Origin of the sequence: Cytobacillus sp. FSL H8-0458, from assembly GCF_038002165.1 — a bacterium.
In the GTDB taxonomy this organism is placed as follows: domain Bacteria; phylum Bacillota; class Bacilli; order Bacillales; family Cytobacillaceae; genus Cytobacillus.
In genome coordinates this window covers 3,945,001-3,966,629 of record NZ_JBBOBR010000001.1, presented here as the reverse complement: position 1 = coordinate 3,966,629, position 21,629 = coordinate 3,945,001, and the positions used below count along the sequence as shown (strand labels likewise).

At 43.3% G+C, this 21,629-nt stretch carries 23 protein-coding genes and 5 tRNA genes (1 of these 28 running past the window's edge); 26 read left to right on the top strand and 2 right to left on the bottom strand.

Annotated features, from left to right (window positions below; all coding sequences use genetic code 11):
- Positions 1 to 39 precede the first annotated feature (39 nt).
- From NYE23_RS19905 to NYE23_RS19880, 6 genes are all read left to right on the top strand, one after another.
- Complete coding sequence (locus NYE23_RS19905) at positions 40 to 1,413, top strand: UDP-N-acetylmuramoyl-tripeptide--D-alanyl-D-alanine ligase (protein WP_341080226.1); 1,374 nt, start codon at positions 40 to 42, stop codon at positions 1,411 to 1,413.
- Positions 1,414 to 1,684: 271 nt separating this feature from the next.
- Entirely contained in the window at positions 1,685 to 2,377 is a 693-nt protein-coding gene (locus NYE23_RS19900; protein WP_341080224.1) for an alpha/beta hydrolase, read from the top strand.
- A gap of 502 nt (positions 2,378 to 2,879) precedes the next feature.
- Entirely contained in the window at positions 2,880 to 4,358 is a 1,479-nt protein-coding gene (locus tag NYE23_RS19895; RefSeq protein ID WP_341080222.1) for a DEAD/DEAH box helicase, read from the top strand.
- 123 nt (positions 4,359 to 4,481) lie between these two features.
- A complete protein-coding gene (uvsE, locus tag NYE23_RS19890) occupies positions 4,482 to 5,444 on the top strand; it encodes a UV DNA damage repair endonuclease UvsE (protein WP_341080220.1) in 963 nt (320 codons plus the stop codon).
- Positions 5,445 to 5,591: 147 nt separating this feature from the next.
- The gene (locus NYE23_RS19885) at positions 5,592 to 6,071 is read left to right on the top strand and encodes a PH domain-containing protein (protein ID WP_341080218.1); all 480 of its coding nucleotides are present in this window, start codon (positions 5,592 to 5,594) and stop codon (positions 6,069 to 6,071) included.
- The gene (locus NYE23_RS19880; RefSeq protein WP_341080215.1) at positions 6,061 to 7,515 is read left to right on the top strand and encodes a PH domain-containing protein; all 1,455 of its coding nucleotides are present in this window, start codon (positions 6,061 to 6,063) and stop codon (positions 7,513 to 7,515) included. Before NYE23_RS19885 ends, NYE23_RS19880 begins: the two co-directional genes overlap by 11 nt.
- 37 nt (positions 7,516 to 7,552) lie before the next feature.
- Here the strand turns inward: NYE23_RS19880 and NYE23_RS19875 are convergent, their stop codons facing one another.
- Entirely contained in the window at positions 7,553 to 8,278 is a 726-nt protein-coding gene (locus NYE23_RS19875) for a rhomboid family intramembrane serine protease (RefSeq protein WP_341080213.1), read from the bottom strand.
- 164 nt (positions 8,279 to 8,442) lie between these two features.
- Here NYE23_RS19875 and acpS point away from each other — a divergent pair, with 164 nt between their 5' ends.
- From acpS to NYE23_RS19805, 14 genes are all read left to right on the top strand, one after another.
- A complete protein-coding gene (gene acpS / locus NYE23_RS19870; protein ID WP_341080212.1) occupies positions 8,443 to 8,796 on the top strand; it encodes a holo-ACP synthase in 354 nt (117 codons plus the stop codon).
- A 144-nt stretch (positions 8,797 to 8,940) separates the two neighbouring features.
- On the top strand, positions 8,941 to 9,954 hold the full coding sequence (locus NYE23_RS19865; protein ID WP_341080210.1) for a LolA family protein: 1,014 nt from the start codon (positions 8,941 to 8,943) through the stop codon (positions 9,952 to 9,954).
- Positions 9,955 to 10,417: 463 nt separating this feature from the next.
- Positions 10,418 to 11,572 carry an alanine racemase gene (alr, locus tag NYE23_RS19860; RefSeq protein WP_341080208.1) on the top strand — a complete coding sequence of 385 codons (1,155 nt, stop codon included), beginning with the start codon at positions 10,418 to 10,420 and terminating at the stop codon, positions 11,570 to 11,572.
- A gap of 471 nt (positions 11,573 to 12,043) precedes the next feature.
- On the top strand, positions 12,044 to 12,325 hold the full coding sequence (locus NYE23_RS19855) for a CopG family ribbon-helix-helix protein (protein WP_035331931.1): 282 nt from the start codon (positions 12,044 to 12,046) through the stop codon (positions 12,323 to 12,325).
- A 4-nt stretch (positions 12,326 to 12,329) separates the two neighbouring features.
- On the top strand, positions 12,330 to 12,680 hold the full coding sequence (ndoA, locus tag NYE23_RS19850) for a type II toxin-antitoxin system endoribonuclease NdoA (RefSeq protein ID WP_009336311.1): 351 nt from the start codon (positions 12,330 to 12,332) through the stop codon (positions 12,678 to 12,680).
- 374 nt (positions 12,681 to 13,054) lie between these two features.
- Complete coding sequence (locus NYE23_RS19845; RefSeq protein ID WP_341080206.1) at positions 13,055 to 13,888, top strand: RsbT co-antagonist protein RsbRA; 834 nt, start codon at positions 13,055 to 13,057, stop codon at positions 13,886 to 13,888.
- Positions 13,885 to 14,247, top strand: a complete 363-nt coding sequence (locus NYE23_RS19840; RefSeq protein ID WP_009336309.1) for an STAS domain-containing protein — start codon at positions 13,885 to 13,887, stop codon at positions 14,245 to 14,247. The genes NYE23_RS19845 and NYE23_RS19840 overlap by 4 nt, the downstream gene beginning before the upstream one ends.
- A gap of 4 nt (positions 14,248 to 14,251) precedes the next feature.
- On the top strand, positions 14,252 to 14,653 hold the full coding sequence (locus NYE23_RS19835; RefSeq protein ID WP_035331811.1) for an anti-sigma regulatory factor: 402 nt from the start codon (positions 14,252 to 14,254) through the stop codon (positions 14,651 to 14,653).
- An 11-nt stretch (positions 14,654 to 14,664) separates the two neighbouring features.
- Positions 14,665 to 15,675: a PP2C family protein-serine/threonine phosphatase gene (locus tag NYE23_RS19830; protein ID WP_035331809.1), complete on the top strand. Its 1,011-nt coding sequence runs from the start codon at positions 14,665 to 14,667 to the stop codon at positions 15,673 to 15,675.
- Between the two features lie 60 nt (positions 15,676 to 15,735).
- Positions 15,736 to 16,068: an anti-sigma factor antagonist gene (locus NYE23_RS19825; protein WP_009336305.1), complete on the top strand. Its 333-nt coding sequence runs from the start codon at positions 15,736 to 15,738 to the stop codon at positions 16,066 to 16,068.
- Positions 16,065 to 16,538, top strand: coding sequence for an anti-sigma B factor RsbW (gene rsbW, locus NYE23_RS19820; RefSeq protein ID WP_076263021.1), 474 nt, complete (start codon positions 16,065 to 16,067; stop codon positions 16,536 to 16,538). The genes NYE23_RS19825 and rsbW overlap by 4 nt, the downstream gene beginning before the upstream one ends.
- Positions 16,516 to 17,310, top strand: coding sequence for an RNA polymerase sigma factor SigB (gene sigB, locus NYE23_RS19815; RefSeq protein ID WP_159870744.1), 795 nt, complete (start codon positions 16,516 to 16,518; stop codon positions 17,308 to 17,310). Before rsbW ends, sigB begins: the two co-directional genes overlap by 23 nt.
- Positions 17,307 to 17,903, top strand: a complete 597-nt coding sequence (locus NYE23_RS19810; protein ID WP_035331803.1) for a PP2C family serine/threonine-protein phosphatase — start codon at positions 17,307 to 17,309, stop codon at positions 17,901 to 17,903. Before sigB ends, NYE23_RS19810 begins: the two co-directional genes overlap by 4 nt.
- Before the next feature lie 68 nt (positions 17,904 to 17,971).
- The gene (locus tag NYE23_RS19805) at positions 17,972 to 20,149 is read left to right on the top strand and encodes a Tex family protein (protein WP_341080198.1); all 2,178 of its coding nucleotides are present in this window, start codon (positions 17,972 to 17,974) and stop codon (positions 20,147 to 20,149) included.
- 192 nt (positions 20,150 to 20,341) lie between these two features.
- On the opposite strand, the gene cmpA is transcribed toward NYE23_RS19805, so the two are convergent.
- On the bottom strand, positions 20,342 to 20,455 hold the full coding sequence (cmpA, locus tag NYE23_RS19800; RefSeq protein ID WP_009336300.1) for a cortex morphogenetic protein CmpA: 114 nt from the start codon (positions 20,453 to 20,455) through the stop codon (positions 20,342 to 20,344).
- 135 nt (positions 20,456 to 20,590) lie between these two features.
- Here cmpA and NYE23_RS19795 point away from each other — a divergent pair, with 135 nt between their 5' ends.
- The 6 genes from NYE23_RS19795 to NYE23_RS19770 all read left to right on the top strand — a co-directional run.
- The gene (locus NYE23_RS19795) at positions 20,591 to 21,058 is read left to right on the top strand and encodes a SprT family protein (protein ID WP_341080196.1); all 468 of its coding nucleotides are present in this window, start codon (positions 20,591 to 20,593) and stop codon (positions 21,056 to 21,058) included.
- Positions 21,059 to 21,217: 159 nt separating this feature from the next.
- Positions 21,218 to 21,292: transfer RNA gene (locus NYE23_RS19790), tRNA-Asn, on the top strand.
- Between the two features lie 5 nt (positions 21,293 to 21,297).
- A tRNA-Ser gene (locus NYE23_RS19785) sits at positions 21,298 to 21,388 on the top strand.
- Positions 21,389 to 21,403: 15 nt separating this feature from the next.
- Positions 21,404 to 21,475 (top strand) — tRNA-Glu (locus NYE23_RS19780).
- Between the two features lie 30 nt (positions 21,476 to 21,505).
- Positions 21,506 to 21,581: transfer RNA gene (locus NYE23_RS19775), tRNA-Asp, on the top strand.
- A gap of 9 nt (positions 21,582 to 21,590) precedes the next feature.
- Positions 21,591 to 21,629, top strand: a tRNA-Gln gene (locus NYE23_RS19770) (it continues 36 nt past the right edge of the window).

Below are 21,629 nucleotides of genomic sequence, written 5' to 3'. Positions count from 1 at the left end.
CTCTGCTGTCTTTTGATTTTGCCCAATAGGAGGCGCCATATGATTAAAAAAACACTTCAAGAAATTACACAGATGATTAAAGTAGATAATGACGTATCTTCTTTTAATGATACGTCCATACAGGGCGTCAGCATTGACTCCAGAAAAATCGGGAAGGGCAATTTATTTGTTCCTTTCAAAGGGGAAAATTCGGATGGCCACCGATTTGTAGAAGATGCCATTGAAAAGGGGGCAGCCGCGGCCTTTTGGCAAAGGGATGTTCCCAATCCTCCACTGCATCTTCCAATCCTGATTGTTGAAGATACACTGACGGCTCTTCAGGAATTGGCGAGAAGCTATCGTGATGAATTAAAGGTAAAGGTCTTAGGGATTACAGGAAGCAACGGCAAAACAACGACCAAGGATATGACCGCAAACCTTCTGTCACTAAACTATAAGGTTCAAAAAACGGAAGGCAACTATAACAACCATATCGGTCTGCCCTTAACCATTCTGGCACTTGAGGAAGATACGGAGATCGCCGTACTGGAAATGGGAATGAGCGGAAGGGGAGAAATCGATTTTCTTACGAAGCTTGCCCGTCCGGACGCCGTGATCATTACGAATATAGGCGAATCCCATCTGCAGGATTTAGGTTCCAGAGAAGGAATTGCAGAAGCGAAGCTGGAGATCATAAATGGCCTTCAGGAAAATGGCCTGGTTATTTATTACGGTGATGAGCCTCTTCTTGACGAAAAGCTGAAAACCTACAATGGTTCGGCTGCATTAAGAACCTTTGGGAGAACCGGGAAAAACGATGTGTATCCGGTGGATATCAAGCAGAATGACAGCGGCAGCACGTTTGAGATCAATGGATCCAGCGAGAAATTTTATCTGCCTGTGCTGGGCACCCATAATGTTCTCAATGCCCTGGCAGCGATGATTGCAGCAACTCATTTCGGCGTTCCGTACGAAAAGATGAACGAAGGCTTTACAAGCTTAAAGCTGACGAATATGAGAATGGAGCTTCTCGAGGGAAAAATGGGTGAGAAGATCATTAATGATGCCTATAATGCAAGTCCGACATCCATGAATGCAGCCATTGAACTGGTCGCCAATCTGCCTGGCTATAAAAAGAAAGTTCTCGTTCTTGGCGATATGCTGGAGCTTGGCCCTCAGGAAGAGGATTTCCATTATTCCATCGGAAAATCTGTGGATGCAAAAAAGGTTGATTACGTGTTTACTTTCGGCAAGCTTGGCGAATTTATCGCCAAGGGGGCGAAGGAAGTCCTGCCTCATGAACGGGTGGAAGCCTTTACTGACAAACAGGATCTGATCCAAGAACTGAAGAAACATGTAGACCAGGAAACCATTGTGCTGTTCAAGGCATCCCGTGGCATGAAGCTTGAAGAAGTTGTATCAGCTCTTCAATAATATCTTAGATACCCTTTAACCCCAACAGAAGGGGAGCAGGACTGATACAGCATGAAGATTCTCAATAATATCATTTTGAAAAACAGGTAAATGTATATATCTGTTTATAGGAAATAAACCCCTGTTTCACGTGAAACAGGGGTTTAAGTTATTCTTAAATAGTTCCTCCGTTGTAATTTTTATTTTCCAACAGGTTTGATTAGTATGGCGAAAAGGAAAAAGTGTAAAATAAAATGTACTTAAATTTAAAAAAAATGGCGGTGACTCGTGAATGATTGGCTGCATGTGCATACATGGTTTTACAGGAGCTCCATTTGAAGTAGAACCTTTGGCAGAGTATTTAAAAGAGCATACAGACTGGGAGATTTCCGTGCCGACATTGCCGGGTCATGGTGATGAGTTAAAGCTTAAAGGAATCGCCTACAACAAGTGGATTGAGCATGCAGAGGAAGAGCTGAAGAGGCTGATAAGCCGCTGTGAGAAAGTATATGTCATCGGTTTTTCAATGGGCGGCCTGATCGCCAGCTATTTAACTGTTCATTACCCTGTAGATAAATTGGTTCTGCTCAGTGCTGCTGCCTATTATGTAAACCCGAAGCAGCTATTCTTCGATATTAAAGAGATGGTAAGAGATGCTTTCAGAGGGAACCTGGCTGACAATGAAATGTTCGTCAGATATAAGCGGAAAATTAGTGCGACACCGATTACGGCAACACTTCAATTCCGCAGGCTTGTGGCTTCTATCAGGCCTATTTTAAATCAGATTACAGTGCCGACATTAATTGCGCAGGGTGAAAGTGATGGAGTTGTGCCTCCGAGAAGTGCCAGATATTTATATAATAATATTGGTTCATCGGCCAAAAAATTAATTTTTATAAAAGACTCAAAGCATCTTATCTGCCATTGCGGGGAAGGGGACCGCCTCTTTAAGGAAATCCTTGGCTTTCTGCAAAAAAAAGCCTGAATGATAAGGTTTTCAGCCAGCCTTCACGTTTGCAATGCTTACTTGAAAATGGTAATATAAACACCAAAGTGCCAACAGGAACTTCTTTTGAGAACCCGGACATACTCCAGCAGGAGAATGTCTTTTTTCATTAAATACAGAAGTATTGCTGAAAAAGCATACTTCAGTAAGGCCATAAATAGATGAGTGCTTAAATGCACTTATCTTAAGAGACCTGATTGTCCGTGAACAATTTGGATAGAATTTACCCTCATCCTTTCCTCAAGCGGGTTTCATAGTGAGTGGGACTCTTCTTAACGAAACATAACCGCACTTTTTATAAAAATGAGAAGTTACAGCATCTAGATGCCGGGTACGCCGGTAAATAGGCTCCTTACAGGGTGCCATAACATTTCTTATAATCGTCCGGAAGAGTGACTCATAGGCCAATTTTTCAGGAGAACTCCTGCCTGCAGGTTTGCAGGGACAAAATTTTTCTATGATTAGAAGGAGAATGAATACATTGACAAAGTTTCAAGACTTGGGCATTAGCCCGGAGACAATGAAATCACTGAAACGAATGGGATTTGAAGAAGCGACTCCTATTCAGACACAGACCATTCCGTTAAGTTTGGAGAATAAAGACCTGATCGGGCAGGCGCAGACAGGAACAGGAAAAACGGCTGCATTCGGAATCCCGATGATCGATAAAATCGATAACACGAAAGATTTTATTCAGGGAATTGTTATTGCCCCAACACGTGAGCTGGCGATTCAAGTATCGGAAGAACTGTATAAAATCGGCTACGGAAAAAGAACGAAAGTCCTTTCCATTTATGGAGGCCAGGATATTAACCGCCAAATCCGCGCTTTAAAGAACAAACCACATATCATTGTGGGAACGCCGGGACGTATTCTGGACCACATCAACCGCAAAACTTTGCGTTTGGACCATGTCCATACGGCCATCCTTGACGAAGCGGATGAAATGCTTAACATGGGATTCATTGACGATATTGAAGCGATTCTTGCTCAAATTCCTGAAGAGCGCCAAACACTGCTCTTCTCTGCTACAATGCCTGCGCCAATCCGCAGAATGGCAGAACGCTTTATGAAGGACCCACAGATTGTCCGCGTAAAAGCTAAGGAAATGACTGTTTCATCTATTGAACAATTCTATGTTGAAGTTCATGAAAAAAATAAATTTGATGTGCTGACAAGACTTCTGGATATTCAATCACCGGAATTGGCGATCGTATTCGGACGTACAAAGCGCCGTGTTGATGAACTGGCTGAAGCCTTAAATCTTCGCGGATACATGGCTGAAGGAATCCATGGTGACTTAAGCCAGGCTAAACGGATTTCTGTTCTCAGGAAGTTCAAAGAGGGAAGCATTGACGTCCTTGTGGCAACAGATGTTGCGGCGCGCGGATTGGACATTTCCGGCGTCACGCATGTATACAATTTTGACATTCCTCAGGACCCTGAAAGCTATGTTCACCGCATCGGCCGTACTGGACGTGCTGGAAAAACGGGTGTTGCGATGACATTCATCAATCCGCGCGAGAAATCGTACCTGCATGTCGTGGAACGTACAACCAAGAAAAAAATGGAACGCATGGATGCTCCAACACTGGATGAGGCGCTTGAAGGCCAGCAAAAAGCTGTAATGGAAAAAATCATGCAAACCATCGAGGAAAACAATCTTGAAAGCTATAAAGAAGCGGCAGATGAGCTTCTGGCACAAAAGGACGCTTCAACAGTTGTTCAGGCAGTGCTGAAGATGCTGACAAAGGAACCGGATACTACGCCTGTTAAATTAACAGAGGAAAAGCCGCTTCCATCTAAGCGCGACAGAAAGCCAAATGACCGCAGCCGCGGAGGATACAATGGAAGAGGCAGACAGGGCGGCCAAAAAGGATCATACAAATCCCGCCAAGGCCACACTGGAAAACGTCCAAGCCACAATAACAACCGTTCAAACAGCAACAGCTATAGATAAGAAATTTGGAGAGCAGAAATTCTGCTCTCTTTTTTTGGTCTGCATTTGAAGAGCCGTCCACACATGCAATTTCTCTGCGGCCGCCGTACATACTAAGAGAAATGCTGAACGGGAGTGATCGACATGACGATTGTACGCCTTGGGTATGTGGCGATGAGTATGAATCTGAAAAATGCATCGCCATCGCAAACGATGACGTTCAAACAATTCTCAAGTCTTAAAGACCGGGAGGCGGCTATAGCAAGACTGGAGCGAATTGCCGTTTCAAATTTGGAGAATTGCCTGAGGCTGCTAAAGCACAATACAGCCCATGATATCCATTTTTTCCGCTTCAGCTCACGACTGATTCCGCTTGCTAATCATGAGGAACTTTCTGATTGGAAGTATATGCGTCCACTCAAAGAAATTCTGTCCGGCATCGGCGACTTTTTGGATGAACATCCCATGCGTGTGGATTTTCACCCTGACCATTTTGTGCTCCTTAATACACCGAAAGTTGACACATTGAATATGTCCATCAAAACGCTGGCTATGCATGAAGCCCTGCTGAAAGGCATGCGTCTGAATCCTGCTCACCGCTGTGTCCTGCATGTGGGCGGAGGATATGATGATAAAGAAAAAGCGCTCGAACAATTTATCCATAATTGGGGCTTTACGCCTTCCGGAATCCAGCAGATGATTATACTCGAGAATGACGATACTACCTTTACACTTGATGATACGCTCTACCTTTGTGAAAAGCTTGGGATACCGCTTGTATTTGATTACCATCACCACCTTGCCAACTTCAAGAATGATGACTGGATAGGGCAATGGGAAAGGGTCGCAGCAACATGGGACCATTCTGAACTGCCTGTGAAAATGCATATTTCCAGCCCAAAATCAGACAAAGACTTCAGAGCGCATGCGGATTATATTGATGCTGATATGTTCATGGAGTTTCTGCAGAACATTAAGGGGTCAGTGCCTGAGATTCATTGCATGATTGAAGCGAAGATGAAGGACAGCGCCCTGTTTAAGCTTGCTGAAGATTTGAAAATGAACCCTAATCTGACTTTTATTGATTCATCCAGCTTTAAAATATAACTGGCACCCCCCATTTTTTTCATAAAAGGGAGACACTTCTTTTTTTTGTCATGTATACTTATAGAAGTGAAAGAGCGGATTTAAAGCACTAAAAAGTTTGGTGTTTTTGAACAGCTATTAATTTTATGGAATTGCGGGGGGTACTGCATGATTACAGAGCCGCATAAAAGGATCCCGGCAAGGGGGCTGCTTGCCTGGAGAATCTCCGGCACGCTCCACTCTGTTTTTCCTTTTGTGTTGTCAGGGGGCGCTATTGCTGCTGCCATCCTGTTAAATTGGCCTATTTGGATTATTGGAGCTTCTCTAATGTTTTATTCCGCCTATGCTTACCTGGTCATTATGACTTTCCCAGCTTTAAGGTGGAAAAGATGGAGGTATGAGGTCCGGGAAAATGAAATAGAGCTTAAATATGGGCTATTTGTGATAAAAAGGACGCTTATTCCCATGATTCGGGTGCAGCATGTAGATACCAGACAAGGGCCGATATTGCGTAAATATCGCCTGGCTACCGTCACCATCTCGACAGCTGCGACGATTCATGAAATACCGGCATTGGATGTGGATGAAGCTGAGGAATTGCGCTTTTTCATTTCTCTGCTGGCAAGGGCTGCAGAAAATGATGTCTAATCCGAAACGGCTGCACCCAATATCTGCGGCAGTCAATTTCCTGAAACACCTTAAGGAAATGCTGGTGCCTTTTCTTATTTTTGTTGTCTTTGGAAGCAGAGGAGGAAATGGGGAAACTGTTCAGCTTGTCCTATCTATAGGGGTCATAATCTCGGTTTTGTTAATCGGGATCCTTACCTGGTGGAGATATACCTATAGACTGGAGGAAGGCGAGCTTCGAATCGAGTATGGTGTTCTTGTAAGGAAGAAAAGATATATTCCGCTTGAAAGAATCCAAAGTCTCGACTTATCGGAAGGCTTGCTGCAAAGACCCTTGGGACTTGTGAAAATGAAGGTTGAGACAGCGGGCTCAAGCGGTGCGGGTGAGGCAGAAGCGGTATTGACGGCTATTTCTAAAGAAGATGCCGATTTCATTCAGCAGGCATTTTCAGCTGCCAAAAATAATCCTTCAGAAATGGAAACAGCCGTGCAGAACCGGGAAGTGATTTATAAAATTACGCCTGGCGAACTGTTCCTTCTGGCATCAACTTCAGGCGGGGCAGGCGTCGTTATTTCAGCTGTCTTTGCTTTTGTTTTTCAATTTGAAGAAATCATTCCCTATGAAAAGGTGTTTGCCGGGCTCGAAGGGTTTATTGCCAATGGGATGATCTTTGTGAGTGTACTGGTATTCATCGTTTTTCTAATGGCATGGCTGATCGCTCTTATTGGGAGCATGCTGAAATACGCCGGTTTTACTTTAATAAAAAATGAGAAGGAATTGATTGTCACCAGAGGCTTGCTCGAAAAGCGGCAGATGACGATCCCGCTGAACCGCATACAGGCTATTCAGATAAGGGAAAACCTGCTTAGGCAGCCATTTGGCCTGGCAACTGTCTATATCGAAAGTGCCGGGGGTTCCCTTGAAGACAATGAAAGCGCCCGCCTTATGATCCTGCCGATCGTGAAAAAAACTAGGATTGCCGGTTTGTTAAAACCACACTTGCCACAGTATGAATTGCAGCCGGGTTTCTTTAAAGCTCCGAAAAGAGCGCTCAACCGCTATTTGTGGAGAGGGTTTCTGTGGATACTGCCTTTTGTGGCTGTGCCGCTCCTCTTTTTCAGGCCGTGGGGATACTTTTCTTTGGTGCTGCTGATCCTTGCGCTGGGATGGTCGCATCTCAAATACAGGGATGCGGGCTGGGATATCAGCTCGCAGCAGCTTGCACTCAGATATCGCGGAATAGTGAGGACAACTGTTTTTATGAGAAGAAATCGAATCCAGTCCCTCTCCATGAAAGAAAGCTATTTTCAGAAAAAACGCAGTCTGGCTACCATAGAAGCTGCAGCTATGTCCGGGGCAGGCGGGACAGGCGGAACCGTTCGGGATCTCGACAGGAAAGAAGTTTATGCTATTTATAAATGGTATTCTTATACCGGATTGAAGCAAAAAGAAAAGCGCCAGTGAGCGCTTTTTTTGTTTAACTGTCCAGCCGTGGACGCCATTATCTGGTTAAAAACCCCACTATGGCTAAAATAACGATGACTCCCCAAACAGCAAGCCTTGATGCAGGCACTCCTTTTAAAGAAGGCCTGATGCCGGAAAGTCCGCCTGACCTTATGCTGCCGGATGAAGATGATGTACGGCCTTTGGCCAGAGAGGCTGCACCAATAAGGAAGCCTGCAATCAGGCCGAATATATGTGCCGTCACATTGATGTTTGGCTGAAGGAAGGTCATAATTACCCCGATGATCGTGATGGTCAGGATGATTTGTGAGTTTTCCCTGGATAAAAGTTCTTTTCGAAAGACGAGGATTGCCGCAAAGTAGCCGAACAGGCCAAAGATCGCACCGCTGGCTCCCGCGTGAATATACGTTAATGGTTCAAGGATTAGTGTAGCAATGTTGGCGGCTGCCCCCGCGGTGATATAAAGCAGAATGAATCTGGTTTTCCCGATGAGCCTTTCCAGAACAGGACCGAATAAAACGAGTGAAAAGCTGTTAAATAAAACATGGGAGAAGCCGCTGTGCAGTATGATTGGGCTCAGCAGCCGCCAGTATTCACCCTCCACAATATATAAATTGACACCAGCCAGCTTCTCAAAAATAAGTGAATTTGGGAAAAGGGGAATGACTGTTAATAGATAGATGATAATATGGATACAAATGATAGCAGAAACAACAGGGTAGTAGCGGATAAATTCCTTTAAGCTTTCCGTTCTCGTAAACATGGCTCTCCTCCGTGCTTAAATAGTTTGAACGTATATCTACATCATAGACTGAAAAGCGGCTTCTCAGCATGCCATAACACTTATTCAGCGGATCTTGTGTACATAAACCTGCTTCTACTGTATTCTTTATGCAGCGAATATTATAAATAGAAGGAAGATGAGAGATGATTTCCGGTATTGGGATTGATATTGCAGATCTGGAGCGGATACGAAAAATTATTGCCAGACAGGAGCGGTTTCCTGAACGGATTTTGACGCCAAAAGAGCTGAATGGCTATCAGCAATTGCCGGAAAGAAGGCGCGCAGAGTTTCTTGCCGGAAGATTTGCGGCGAAAGAAGCTTTTTCAAAGGCATGGGGAACCGGAATTGGCGAAGAACTTTCCTTTCAGGATATTGAAATTGAAAAGGATGAAAAGGGTAAGCCGTTTATTTCGAAGCCATTTACAGATGGGATTCATTTGTCGATTTCCCATAGCAGGGAGTATGCTGTGGCTCAGGTGGTTATAGAAAAAGAATGACTTTTTACTGCAGGAAGAATTTCAAAAGCTTGTCATTCCTCCTAGCATATTCCTTAAGGTTGTCTCATATATTCATAATGCGATAGGAGAGACAGGCCGGAAGTTCGGCCAATCTCACTGAAATGAGACAAAGGGGCTGAAGGAATGAAGAAAAAGTGGTTCATGCTGCTTGCCGGGCTTTTGGTTGTTCTTGCATTGTCTGCCTGTGGTTCTAAAACACAGGAGGATGTTGTAAAGGATCTTGATAAAAAGCTCGAAGACGTTAAGGGATACAAGGCAGAGGCAAAAATGACTCTGCAGATGGGAACGGACCCGCAGACATATGAAATAGAAGTGTGGCATAAAGATCCGGACTTTTACCGGGTAAACTTAAAAAACGCCCAAAAGGAACAAAGCCAGATGATTCTGCGAAACAATGACGGTGTATTTGTCCTCACTCCTGCGCTGAACAAAAGCTTCCGCTTCCAGAGTGATTGGCCGCAGAACAGCAGCCAGGCTTATTTATATGAATCATTAATCAAGGACATTATGGAAGATAAAGAAGCTAAGTTCTCCGCTACAAAAGAGCATTATGTGTTTGAAACAAAAACACGCTATCAAAATAATCAGATGCTTCCTGTACAGGAAATCAAACTGAAGAAGTCCGATTTATCCCCAGTCAGTGTGAAGGTTATGGATCCTGATAAAAATGCACTTGTAACAGTAGAATTTTCAAATGTAAAGTTCAATACAAGCTTCGATAAGAAAGACTTTGACATGCAGAAGAATATGACAGGCGCCCAGCTCGAAGTGCCGGTCATGGCAGAGGTGGAGGATCAGGAATTCACAGTTAAATATCCGCAGATGGATATGGCAGATGTAAAGCTGGTTGATGAACAGGAAATGAAAACAGAAGACCGCAAGCGCGTTGTATTGACATATGATGGAGAAAAGTCATTCACGCTTGTACAGGAAAAGGCTGCTGTCATGCCGACATCATCCGTCGTTACATCTGTTAAAGGCGAACCGGTTGACCTTGGCTTCAACATTGGTGCACTTTCTGACAACACCATCTCCTGGACCTACCAGGGCGTGGATTATATGATCGCATCTAACGATCTATCACCTGAAGAAATGTCCGATATTGCCCGCTCGGTACAAGGAGAAATGGTGAAATAAATCATTGACTAAAGCAGGTCTCATATGGGGCCTGTTTTTTGTGTTGGAGTGGAAAGATGAACGGGGTCGGACACTGGGCATGGGATTTGGCATTCTGAGTCTGAGTTTGTTCGGGGTTCGGACACAGCGCGTGGGATTTAGGCATTTTGAGTCTGAAGAAGGTTCAGGTTTGGACTCAGGGTCCACAGGTTTACGGATTCTGAGTCCGAAGTAGGCCAAGGTTCGAACTCAGCACCACAGATTTTCACCTTCTGAGTCCGAAGTAAGCCAAGGTTTAGACCCAGCGCATCAAATTTACGCATTCCGAGTCCAAAGAAAGCCCGGGCTTCCGGATCCACCACCACAGATTTAACCTTCTCATTCAAGTAAATCCAGGTTCAAAAAAATATCCATTTGACAAACCATCTGCCGAGTTTGATAATCGACATGTATAAAGCAATGGCTAAAGGACGTGAATACATCGATGAATGAACAGATAAAAATGTATCGTGACACTTGGGCAGAGATAAATCTGGACCATATTTCATATAATGTAGAGTCAATGAAAAGACATGTAAAAGAAGGGACAAAAATCATTGCGGTTGTTAAGGCAAATGGGTATGGGCATGGAGATGCAGCTGTAGCGAAGGCGGCACTGGAAGCCGGCGCATCCTCCCTGGCGGTTGCGACTCTGGATGAGGCAATGGCATTGAGAAAGAAAAAAATTGAAGCGCCGATTTTAGTTATGGGAGCGAGCCGTCCGGAACATGCAGGCGAGGCAGCAGCAAATAAAATCTCCCTCACTGTTTTTCAGCAGGAGTGGCTGTCACAGGCAGCTGTATATGTAGAAGATGAAACCCTGAATATTCATATAAAGCTTGATACCGGAATGGGCCGCCTGGGGATTCGGAGCCGGGATGAGCTTGCGGGAATTGAGAGCGTTATCAAAAAGGACAAGCGTTTTCTGCTTGAAGGGGTATTTACGCATTTCGCCACCGCGGATTCATTGGACAATGCCTATTTTGAAACGCAGCTGAGCAGGTTTGAAGAAATGATCGGCTGGCTCGAGGTATTGCCGAAGTATGTCCACACCAGCAACAGTGCTGCTGGCCTCAGGTTTCCAAAAGCGCATTTGAATGCTGTCAGAATGGGGATCAGCATGTATGGACTGGCTCCATCCATGGAAATAAAGTCTGTACTTCCATTCGAGCTGAAAGAGGCTTTTTCTCTTCACACCACTATTGTTCATGTGAAAAAGCTTCATAAAGGAGAGAAAGTCAGTTATGGTGCGACTTATGAAGCACAAGAAGAGGAATGGATTGCGACATTGCCGATTGGCTATGCGGATGGCTGGATCCGAAAACTTCAGGGACAGGAGGTACTTTCTGAAGGATTGAGGGTTCCAATTGTTGGAAGGATATGCATGGATCAATGTATGATTAAAATACCTCAAGAAATGCCTGTCGGAACAAAGGTAACCCTGATCGGCGAGCAGGGGAAAGAAAAAATTCAGGTTGACGAAATCGCAGAAAAGCTTGAAACCATCAACTATGAAGTTACTTGTATGGTATCTTCCCGGGTTCCGCGCATATATAAAAGAGATGGTAAAATTATCGGGGGAATAAATTATCTGCTATAATTGAAAAAAATTAATTGTTGTTAAGAAGCGCTTCCGCCCGAAGAAAGGGATGTTATAAGCGCGGCGGCTTTCTGAAAAGATAAAAATCATAAATTTTGAAGTTAGTTAACTGTCTAGCTTCAGCGCCTATCCCCTCGAGGTCACAAGCTTGTCTAGTTACGGCTCCTTGGGACTCGAGACATAAGCCAATCCCTTCCAGAAGGAAAGAACACCTTCTTGCAGGACTCGTCTTGTGCTTGTCGGGGGTGAGCACACAGGAAAGGCATCCTTGAATGATTCTTCGCAGGAACAATCGGTTTTGGATTGTTCCGAAGGCGCTTCCGCTTTTCTGAAATCATGCATAAAATACTATTTTTTTGGCCGATAATACAGAAGAATTAAGAAATCCCCTTTGCATTGGGCTTTATTAATGGTAATATTGAAAATGGTAGATATAAAAATGGTGTGTAGTGATGGTGGAGGTGTATGTTTGTGTCTGAGTCCAGCACAACAACAGAGATAATGGTGAAATTACCGCAGCATCTTTTAACCGAGTTAGACGGATTTGCTAAACAGGAAAACGTTAACCGGAGTGAATTCATTTATCAAGCAACCAAAATGTATTTGCGAGAACGCAAAAAGAGACAAATTCGCGAGTCCATGAGGCGAGGCTACATGGAGATGGCGAAAATAAATTTGACGATTGCATCTGAAGCATTTCAAGCGGAATACGAGGCAGAACACACAGTTGAACGTCTAGTTAGCGGAGGATAATCCTTTGATTGTCAAACGTGGTGACGTTTATTTTGCAGACCTATCCCCAGTTGTTGGTTCAGAACAAGGCGGCGTCCGTCCAGTGCTTGTCATCCAAAACGACATCGGGAATCGGTTTAGTCCCACAGTAATTGTTGCAGCAATCACAGCTCAGATTCAAAAAGCAAAGCTGCCTACTCACGTTGAAATTGATGCGAAGCGTTATGGTTTTGAAAGGGATTCGGTCATCTTATTAGAACAGATTCGTACAATTGATAAACAACGCTTAACCGATAAAATAACCCATCTCGATGACGAAATGATGGAAAAAGTGGATGAAGCCGTGCAAATCAGCTTAGGCCTCATCGAATTTTAACAAACGCTCTTTTGAAGGGCGTTTTTTATTTTTTTTTGCAGCCGAAAAAGGTTTACTTTTTTTTCAATAGGGTAAAAAAGAAAGTCATTTAATATATAAAATTGTCTGGTTTTGTAAATTTACCCGTTTCCAGCTGGGGGTAACTTCCTGTTTGATGGGAAATCAGTCCACTGGAAAAAGGGTTTTCATAAGAAATTGTCGAATTAACCTAAAGATGGGAATTATTAATTGCAGACCTTATAGGTATCATTTGACTGGCATTCATTGTTATCATTTAATTGGTATATACGAAACAGGAAGATTTTTTTGCTTCTTTACAATAAAGGGGAATTGGAAGGCTAATAATAGATATATGATAAAATAGGGAGGAACAAATGAATTCGACAATATTGAATTTTATACAAAATAATAAAGATTCTATTTTTAATCATTGGCTGGAGGCTACAAAGGAAAATGCGGATGAAAGGGTTACAAAGGTAGTATCCGATCAGGTATTTATCGGGACAAGCCGGGAATTCATTGACCTGATTATTTCAAATATAAAAAGCTCTAATGAGGAATTCACTTCAAAATTGAGTGATTTCTCTGAGAAAATTGTGCGATTGGGCTGGCCGCTCAGTTTTGTGACAAAAGGGCTTCAAACATTCGGAAAGATTGTATTTGAGGGTATGCAGGAAGCCGGAATTGTCACCCAGGAAAACCAGATGAAAGTTATTTACGAGTTCGATGGCTGGATGACTCCCATGGTTAATGAAGTGGTAAATATGTATTCGGCAACTTGGGAAAGAACAGTGTCCCTGCAAAAAATTGCCCTTCAGGAACTATCTGCGCCGCTGATCCCTGTATTTGAAGGTATTACGGTCATGCCGCTTGTAGGTACAATTGATACCGAGCGTGCGAAGCAGATTATGGAGAACCTCTTAACTGGAGTGGTTAAACACCGTTCAGAAGTGGTCCTAATAGATATAACGGGTGTGCCGGTTGTTGATACGATGGTAGCCCATCATATTATACAGGCAGCAGATGCAGTAAGACTTGTCGGTGCGAAATGCATGCTCGTAGGCATACGCCCAGAGATTGCCCAGACCATTGTAAACCTGGGAATTGATTTAAATCAGTTCACCACAAAGAATACCTTGAAAAAGGGAGTAGAAGCGGCTCTTGAGTTAACCAGCCGCAAAATTGTGAATGTGGAGGGAGTGGAATGAGAGTGAGAATCCCAATTTTAAAGCTGAACGATTGCCTATTAGTCTCCATCCAGTGGGAATTAGATGATCAGACTGCTCTGCAGTTTCAGGAGGATCTGCTCCATAAAATCCATGAGACGAGCGCAAATGGAGTCGTGATCGATTTAACATCCATTGACTTTATTGATTCATTCATCGCTAAAGTTCTAGGCGACGTAATAAATATGTCCAAACTGATGGGTGCAAAAGTAGTCATAACCGGGATACAGCCTGCCGTAGCAATTACGCTTATTGAGTTAGGTATTGGGTTAGATGATGTCCTTACTGCATTAGATCTAGAAAAAGGTTTGGAGAAATTACAACAGGAATTGGGGGAGTAACTGTATGGAAAACCAATCCTGCGTTAAAATCATAAACGAATGGGACATCGTTGCAGCCCGCCAGCTTGGGCGGAATGTTGCTAAAGAGCTTGGTTTTGGTACAGTTGACCAGGCTAGAATCACTACAGCCATTAGTGAGCTTGCCCGGAATATTTACTTATACGCCGGACAAGGGCAAATCTGTATTGAGAAAATATACGACGGCGGAAAAGCGGGATTGCGTATAGTTGCGGTAGACAGCGGCCCTGGAATCAATGATTTACGCCAAGTAATGGAAGATGGATATTCGACATCAGGGGGATTAGGAGCCGGCCTGCCAGGTGTGAAGCGGTTAATGGATGAGTTCTTAATTGACTCCAATCCCGGGACCGGTACAGATATAAAAGCAACTAAGTGGCTTCGTTAGGGGGAAGCGTTATGGATTTCCGAGAAATGATGGAATCAAAGTATCGGGATATTCTTGAGAATTATATTAAGGAACAATCTGAACAGGCCTTGTATCAGGGCCAGAAGTTCAGCAGGAAGTCGATCGAGCACAAAATCTCACCTGAAGAGATTATCAGCGTTCATAAAAGTCTGATGGGTGAACTTTATCCGGACTTGCCTGAATATGTTCACCATTCTTTTGATATCCTTCTGGAAGTCATGATAGGCTATGGTTTTGCCTATAGAGAACATCAGAGTTTAAAACATATTCAGCAGGAACTCAGGACAGAAATGGAAATAGCTGCGAACGTTCAGCAAACCCTGCTGGGGACGCAGGTTCCTTCTGTTGAAGGCTTGGATATTGGCGCAATAAGTGTTCCTGCCAAGCATATGAACGGTGATTATTTCCACTTTGTTCAGGATGAAAACAGCACAATCAGCATCGCTATTGCTGATGTAATCGGCAAAGGGCTTCCGGCAGCCCTTTGTATGTCCATGATTAAATATGCTATGGACAGCGTGCCTGAAAATCGCAACGACCCTAAAACGGTCCTTGAAAATCTTAATCGGGTAGTAGAACAGAACGTAGATTTAACGATGTTCATTACCATGTTTTATGGAATATATGATACAAACAGCCATATGTTTTCATATGGTTCTGCAGGACATGAGCCGGGACTGTTTTATAATGCCGGGACTGAGCAATTCACCGAGCTGACTGCGAAGGGGCTCCTTCTCGGTATTGATAAAAAAACTAAATACCGCCAGTACGAAAAAGGAGTAAATCCCGGAGATATGATCATATTAATGTCAGACGGGGTTACTGAATGCCGTACAGAAGAAGGGTTTATCGAAAAGGAATCATTGCTGGAATTAATCAAGAAATATATTCATTTAAATGCACAGGAAATAGTAAATAGCGTATATAAAGAACTTGAAAAACTTCAGCATTTTCAATTGCGGGATGATTTTACCTTAATTATTTTAAAAAGAAATGTTTAATGAGTTTTAAAAGCGGGTAACTAGTAAAAAGCAGTTGACATGTAAAGAGGTGGGTCAGTTATGAATATTACTATAGATGTAAAAGAAAATGATATGCTAATTGAAGCAATGGTAAGCGGAGAAATTGATGCGTATACAGCACCTAAACTCCGTGAAGAGCTTTTTCCTTTAACAGAAAAGGAAGGCGTAGAAATGGTGGTCAACCTATCTGAAGTCTCTTATATGGATAGTACCGGCTTAGGCGTATTTGTTGGTGTATTTAAAAATGTCCGTGCCAATAACGGCAAATTCCAGATTGTTGGCTTATCGGACCGTTTAAAGAGACTTTTCGAAATTACAGGCCTGGCGGATATTATCGATATTAACAGCGGGATTGAAGGTGGAGTACAATGAACGAGCCATTTGATTATATAGAGGTGAAAATTCCGGCCAAGCCGGAGTTTGTCGGGGTAATCCGCCTGACGTTATCGGGGATTGCCAGCAGAATGGGATTTGCATATGAAGAAATTGAAGATCTTAAGATCGCTACAAGTGAAGCTTGCACCAATGCAGTTCAACACGCATACAAACAGAATGAGCAAGGTGAAGTGGTCATCGGGTTCGGTTTATACACTGACCGGCTTGAGGTAATGGTCGCAGACAGCGGAAATAGCTTTGATTTCCAATCTGCCAGACAAGGCATTGGGCCATATGACCAGACAGATTCTGTGGAATTTCTGCGTGAAGGAGGCTTGGGTCTATATCTGATTGAAACATTGATGGATGAAGTAAGAATTCATCACAAAGAGGGTGTTACGGTCTTTATGACCAAATACCTAGAAGGAGAGCAGGTGGAGAGGGATGCAAAAACAATCTCAACCTAATCAAAAATCCAAAGAAGAAACAAATGCTTTAATCAAAGCCTACCAGCTTCACCAGGATGAAGATGCTCAAAATACCCTGGTTCTTCAATATCAGAATTTAGTTGAAGCCATTGCGCGCAAGTACTCAAAAGGAAGATCCTATCATGAGGATATTGTTCAGGTAGGCATTATCGGCTTATTGGGTGCTATCCGCCGCTATGATGAGTCTTTCGGCAAAACATTTGAGGCATTTGCTGTGCCTACCATTATCGGGGAAATTAAGCGCTTCTTAAGGGATAAAACCTGGAGCGTTCATGTTCCGCGCCGCATAAAGGAATTGGGTCCGAAAATTAAAGCTACCGTTGAAGAGCTTACAACAGAGCTTCATAGGTCGCCTAGAGTAGACGAAATAGCCGATGTGCTTGGGGTTTCTGAAGAAGAAGTGCTAGAAGCGATGGAAATGGGGAAAAGCTATCAGGCTCTTTCTGTCGACCATTCAATCGAAGCTGATTCTGATGGCGGAACGGTCACCCTTTTAGATATCGTCGGAAATGTGGACGAGGGCTTTGAAAAAGTAAACCAAATGCTGGTGCTTGAAAAAGTTCTGCATGTCCTGTCAGAGAGAGAGAAATTAATTATACAATACACATATCTTGAGAATATGAGCCAAAAGGAAGCTGGAGATAAACTGGGGATTTCCCAGATGCATGTTTCACGACTTCAGCGCCGTGCAATCAAAAAGCTTCAGGAAGCGATCCACTCTGAAACAAATAACTCGGAGTGCCTTTCATGACCAAATTGGTTAGAGATAACATCGAAGTGATTGCACACCAGACAGCTAAAGAAGGCAAGTCTTTCTGCGGTGATGGATATTATTTTACCGCAACGGATGAATACTTTGTATGTGTACTGGCAGATGGCCTTGGAAGCGGGGAATATGCGTATGAGGCTTCTTCTGCTGTTGTTTCCGTTGTAGAGCAGCATCATGAGAAAGATGTAGATACGCTTATGAAGCTCTGCAACGAAATTCTTTTGCAAAAAAGAGGAGCCGCAGTCGCGCTGTTTAAAGTGCATTTTGCTTCCAGGGAATTTGTATACAGCTGTGTAGGGAATATTCGATTTTTCCTTTATTCATCTGCAGGAAAACTCACTTATCCCCTGCCTGTAACAGGATATCTGTCAGGAAGGCCGCAGGTGTTTCATACCCAGCGGTTTACGTATGAAGCGGAGTCTAAATTTTTGATATACTCAGATGGCTTTAATATCCATGGGGTTAAATCTTTGCTGAAAGCATTTCTCCCTATTGATCTTATCTCGGAAGATATAAAGAAGCAGTATCCATCTACTTCAGATGATGCTACTTTCATACTTGGAAGCTTACTCTAGACAGGGTAAGCTTTTTGTTTGTTCTTTTGATAAAATGAATATTGAGACTCTATGATGGAGGAATGAACTTGGAAAAGACATTGGATAGACAAGATCAAATACTAAATTTAATCGCTGGGGAACTATCGATAGCCATCAAACAAGTAAAAAACACAATCAGCTTACTGGAAGAAGGAAACACAGTTCCATTTATTGCCCGATACAGAAAGGAACAGACAGGCGCATTGGATGAAGTTCAAATCCGCGATATCATGGAGCGCTGGCAATACATACAAAACCTTAATCAGCGTAAAGAAGAGGTAGTCCGCTTAATTGAAGAACAAGGCAAATTGACCGAAGAGCTAAAAGCCAAAATTGACAAAGCGGTGAAGCTGCAGGAAGTAGAGGACTTATACCGGCCATATAAGCAAAAGCGCCGAACAAAAGCAACTGCTGCAAAAGAAAAAGGGCTGGAGCCATTTGCTGAGTGGCTTCTCACCTTTTCGCTAAATGAAGCCCCTGCTGCCAAAGCCAAAGAATTCTTATCTGATGAAAAGGAAGTAACCACACCGGAAGAAGCAATCGCTGGCGCAAAAGATATTATCGCAGAGTGGGTATCAGATGAAGCGGAGAGCAGAAAATGGATCCGTATGGAAACAGCCAAAAAGGGGACCATTGAGTCCTCTGTGAGAAATAAAGAGAATGACGAAAAAGGCGTTTATGAAATGTATTACGAGTATGAGGAACCAGTGAACAAGATTGTTCCGCACCGCACACTTGCATTAAACCGCGGTGAAAAAGAGGAAGTATTAAAGATTAACATTAAGCCAAATACCGAATTTATTTTAAAGTACTTATATAAAAAGTGGGTAAAGGATGAACGTTCTCCTGCATGCACGATTGTAAAGGAAGCCATTGATGATGGCTACAAGCGTCTGATCATGCCATCGATTGAACGCGAAATACGCAATGAGCTGACTGAAAAAGCAGAAGAACAGGCAATTATGATTTTTTCTGAAAATCTAAGAAAACTGCTGCTTCAGCCCCCGTTAAAGGGAAAGATCGTGCTTGGGGTAGACCCTGCCTACAGAACAGGCTGCAAGCTGGCTGTTGTAGATGAAACAGGAAAAGTCCTTGATATCGGAGTCATATATCCGCATCCGCCTGTTTCCAAAACGAATCAGGCTCGAGAGAAAGTAATCCAAATTCTAAAAACCTACAAAGTAAAAATGGTTGCCGTCGGCAATGGGACCGCTTCAAGGGAAACCGAACAGTTCATCGCAGATATATTAAAGGACATGAAAGAGGAAATATTCTACCTGATTGTCAATGAAGCGGGGGCGAGCGTCTACTCTGCCTCGGATCTTGCCAGAGAAGAGTTTCCTGATTTTCAGGTGGAAGAAAGAAGTGCTGTATCAATCGCCCGACGCCTCCAGGATCCTCTTGCAGAATTGGTTAAGATTGATCCAAAGTCAGTTGGGGTTGGCCAATATCAGCATGACGTATCCCAGAAAAAGCTGTCAGAATCCCTTTCTTTTGTTGTAGAGACTGCGGTAAACCAGGTAGGCGTCAATGTAAACACAGCTTCATCTTCATTGCTGCAGCATGTAGCCGGCCTGTCAAAAACAGTTGCCGTAAATATAATCAAAAAACGGGATGAGGAAGGAAAATTCACGGACCGCAAGCAATTGAAAAAAATTCCGCGCCTTGGTGCCAAAACGTATGAACAGGCAATAGGCTTCCTGAGGATTATCGATGGAAAAGAACCTCTGGACCGGACTGGAATCCACCCGGAAACATATGCAGAAGTAAATAAATTGCTTGCTAATCTTGGCTTTAAATCAAATGACCTTGGTTCACCATCGCTAAGAGAAGCACTTAAAGGAATAGATATCAGCCAGACAGCCCGGGAGCTTGAAATTGGCGAACTGACACTGAAAGATATTATAGACGCATTAATGAGACCAGAGAGGGATCCGCGTGATGAGCTGCCGAAGCCTCTTTTGAAAAAAGAAGTTCTAAAGCTTGAAGACCTGCAGGAAGGAATGGAACTGCAGGGGACAGTGCGGAATGTTGTAGATTTCGGGGCCTTTGTCGATATTGGAGTCAAACAGGATGGCCTTGTTCATATATCCAAACTCAGCCGCCAATTTGTCAAACACCCGCTGGACGTCGTTTCTGTTGGTGATGTGGTAACAGTCTGGGTTGACTCTGTTGATAAAAACAAGGGAAGAGTCGCCTTAACAATGCTTGGCCATTCTAATTAATAGAAATTAATAGCTTCAAAGCCCATTCGAGTCATAAGCCAAATCACACCGGAAATCATTATTTCTAGCGTGATTTGGCTTATGCTTATAATGGATGGAATGAATGAGTCACACTGGACTAAGGACATTCCGGCATATGTCATGAATGTGCGGCGGGACTTAAACTGAATTGACCTCAGGGTCTCCGGAAATTTATGAGCAATGTTTTTTTCTATAGAAAAACCAGCACTGATTCAGCAGTTTGATCTGATAGCGGTCTTTTTCATAAAAGGCACGCTGGATTTGATTTTGAAACCATACAGGCATAAGGTTTACCTCCCGTTAATTGGAATCTGATAATGGCTTCCTGGGCTTGAAGGCGAGTTCAGAGCTGTAAAAGGTATATATAATGTATGCTATAATAGGTTGTCATGTTTACGATAAGAGAGGAAAAACATTGCGATGAATGACCAGGAGCTTCAGACACTTGTTGAAAAGATATCATTAGAAAGCTTCGGCAAGCCTTTTTGCCACCAGGCATATTTTAATTCACGCCTAAAATCCACTGGCGGAAGATATATGCTGAATTCGCATCATGTTGAAATAAACAAAAAGTATTATGAGCAGCTTGGCGCCGAAGAATTAGAGGGAATTATTAAGCACGAGCTATGTCATTATCATTTGCACTTAGAAGGAAAAGGATATAAACATCGTGATCAGGACTTCAAAATGCTAATGAAGAAAGTGGGAGCACCCCGATTTTGTTCAGCCTTGCCTGATCGTCCCAAAACAAATAGATCTGCTAAGATTCTTGTATATATGTGCAAAGAATGCGGCCAAACTTTTCAGAGAAAAAGAAAAGTTGATACGAAGAAATACGTTTGCGGTAAATGCAGAGGAAAATTAGTATTTAAAAAAGAATTGACATGAGAATAGGTACGCTTTATATTTAATAATTGCCGCAGGTCAATACAGGATTAACGGCTAATAAATACTTATAAAAACATGCTTGACTTTTATAGTCCGTGTCCTTATAATATGAAGAGTCGATAAGATGTTAACTGTTTTATCGATCAAGTTTATTATTATTCCGCAGTAGCTCAGTGGTAGAGCATTCGGCTGTTAACCGAACGGTCGCAGGTTCGAATCCTGCCTGCGGAGCCATATTTGGGGAAGTACTCAAGTGGCTGAAGAGGCGCCCCTGCTAAGGGTGTAGGTCGCGTAAGCGGCGCGAGGGTTCAAATCCCTCCTTCTCCGCCAGAAAATTCTAACAATGGCCCGTTGGTCAAGCGGTTAAGACACCGCCCTTTCACGGCGGTAACACGGGTTCGAATCCCGTACGGGTCACTTTTTTTATTTCCGACGGTTTTTGTGGATGGTCCCGTGGTGTAGCGGTTAACATGCCTGCCTGTCACGCAGGAGATCGCGGGTTCGATTCCCGTCGGGACCGCCATTTTATTATTGGGCTATAGCCAAGCGGTAAGGCACCGGACTTTGACTC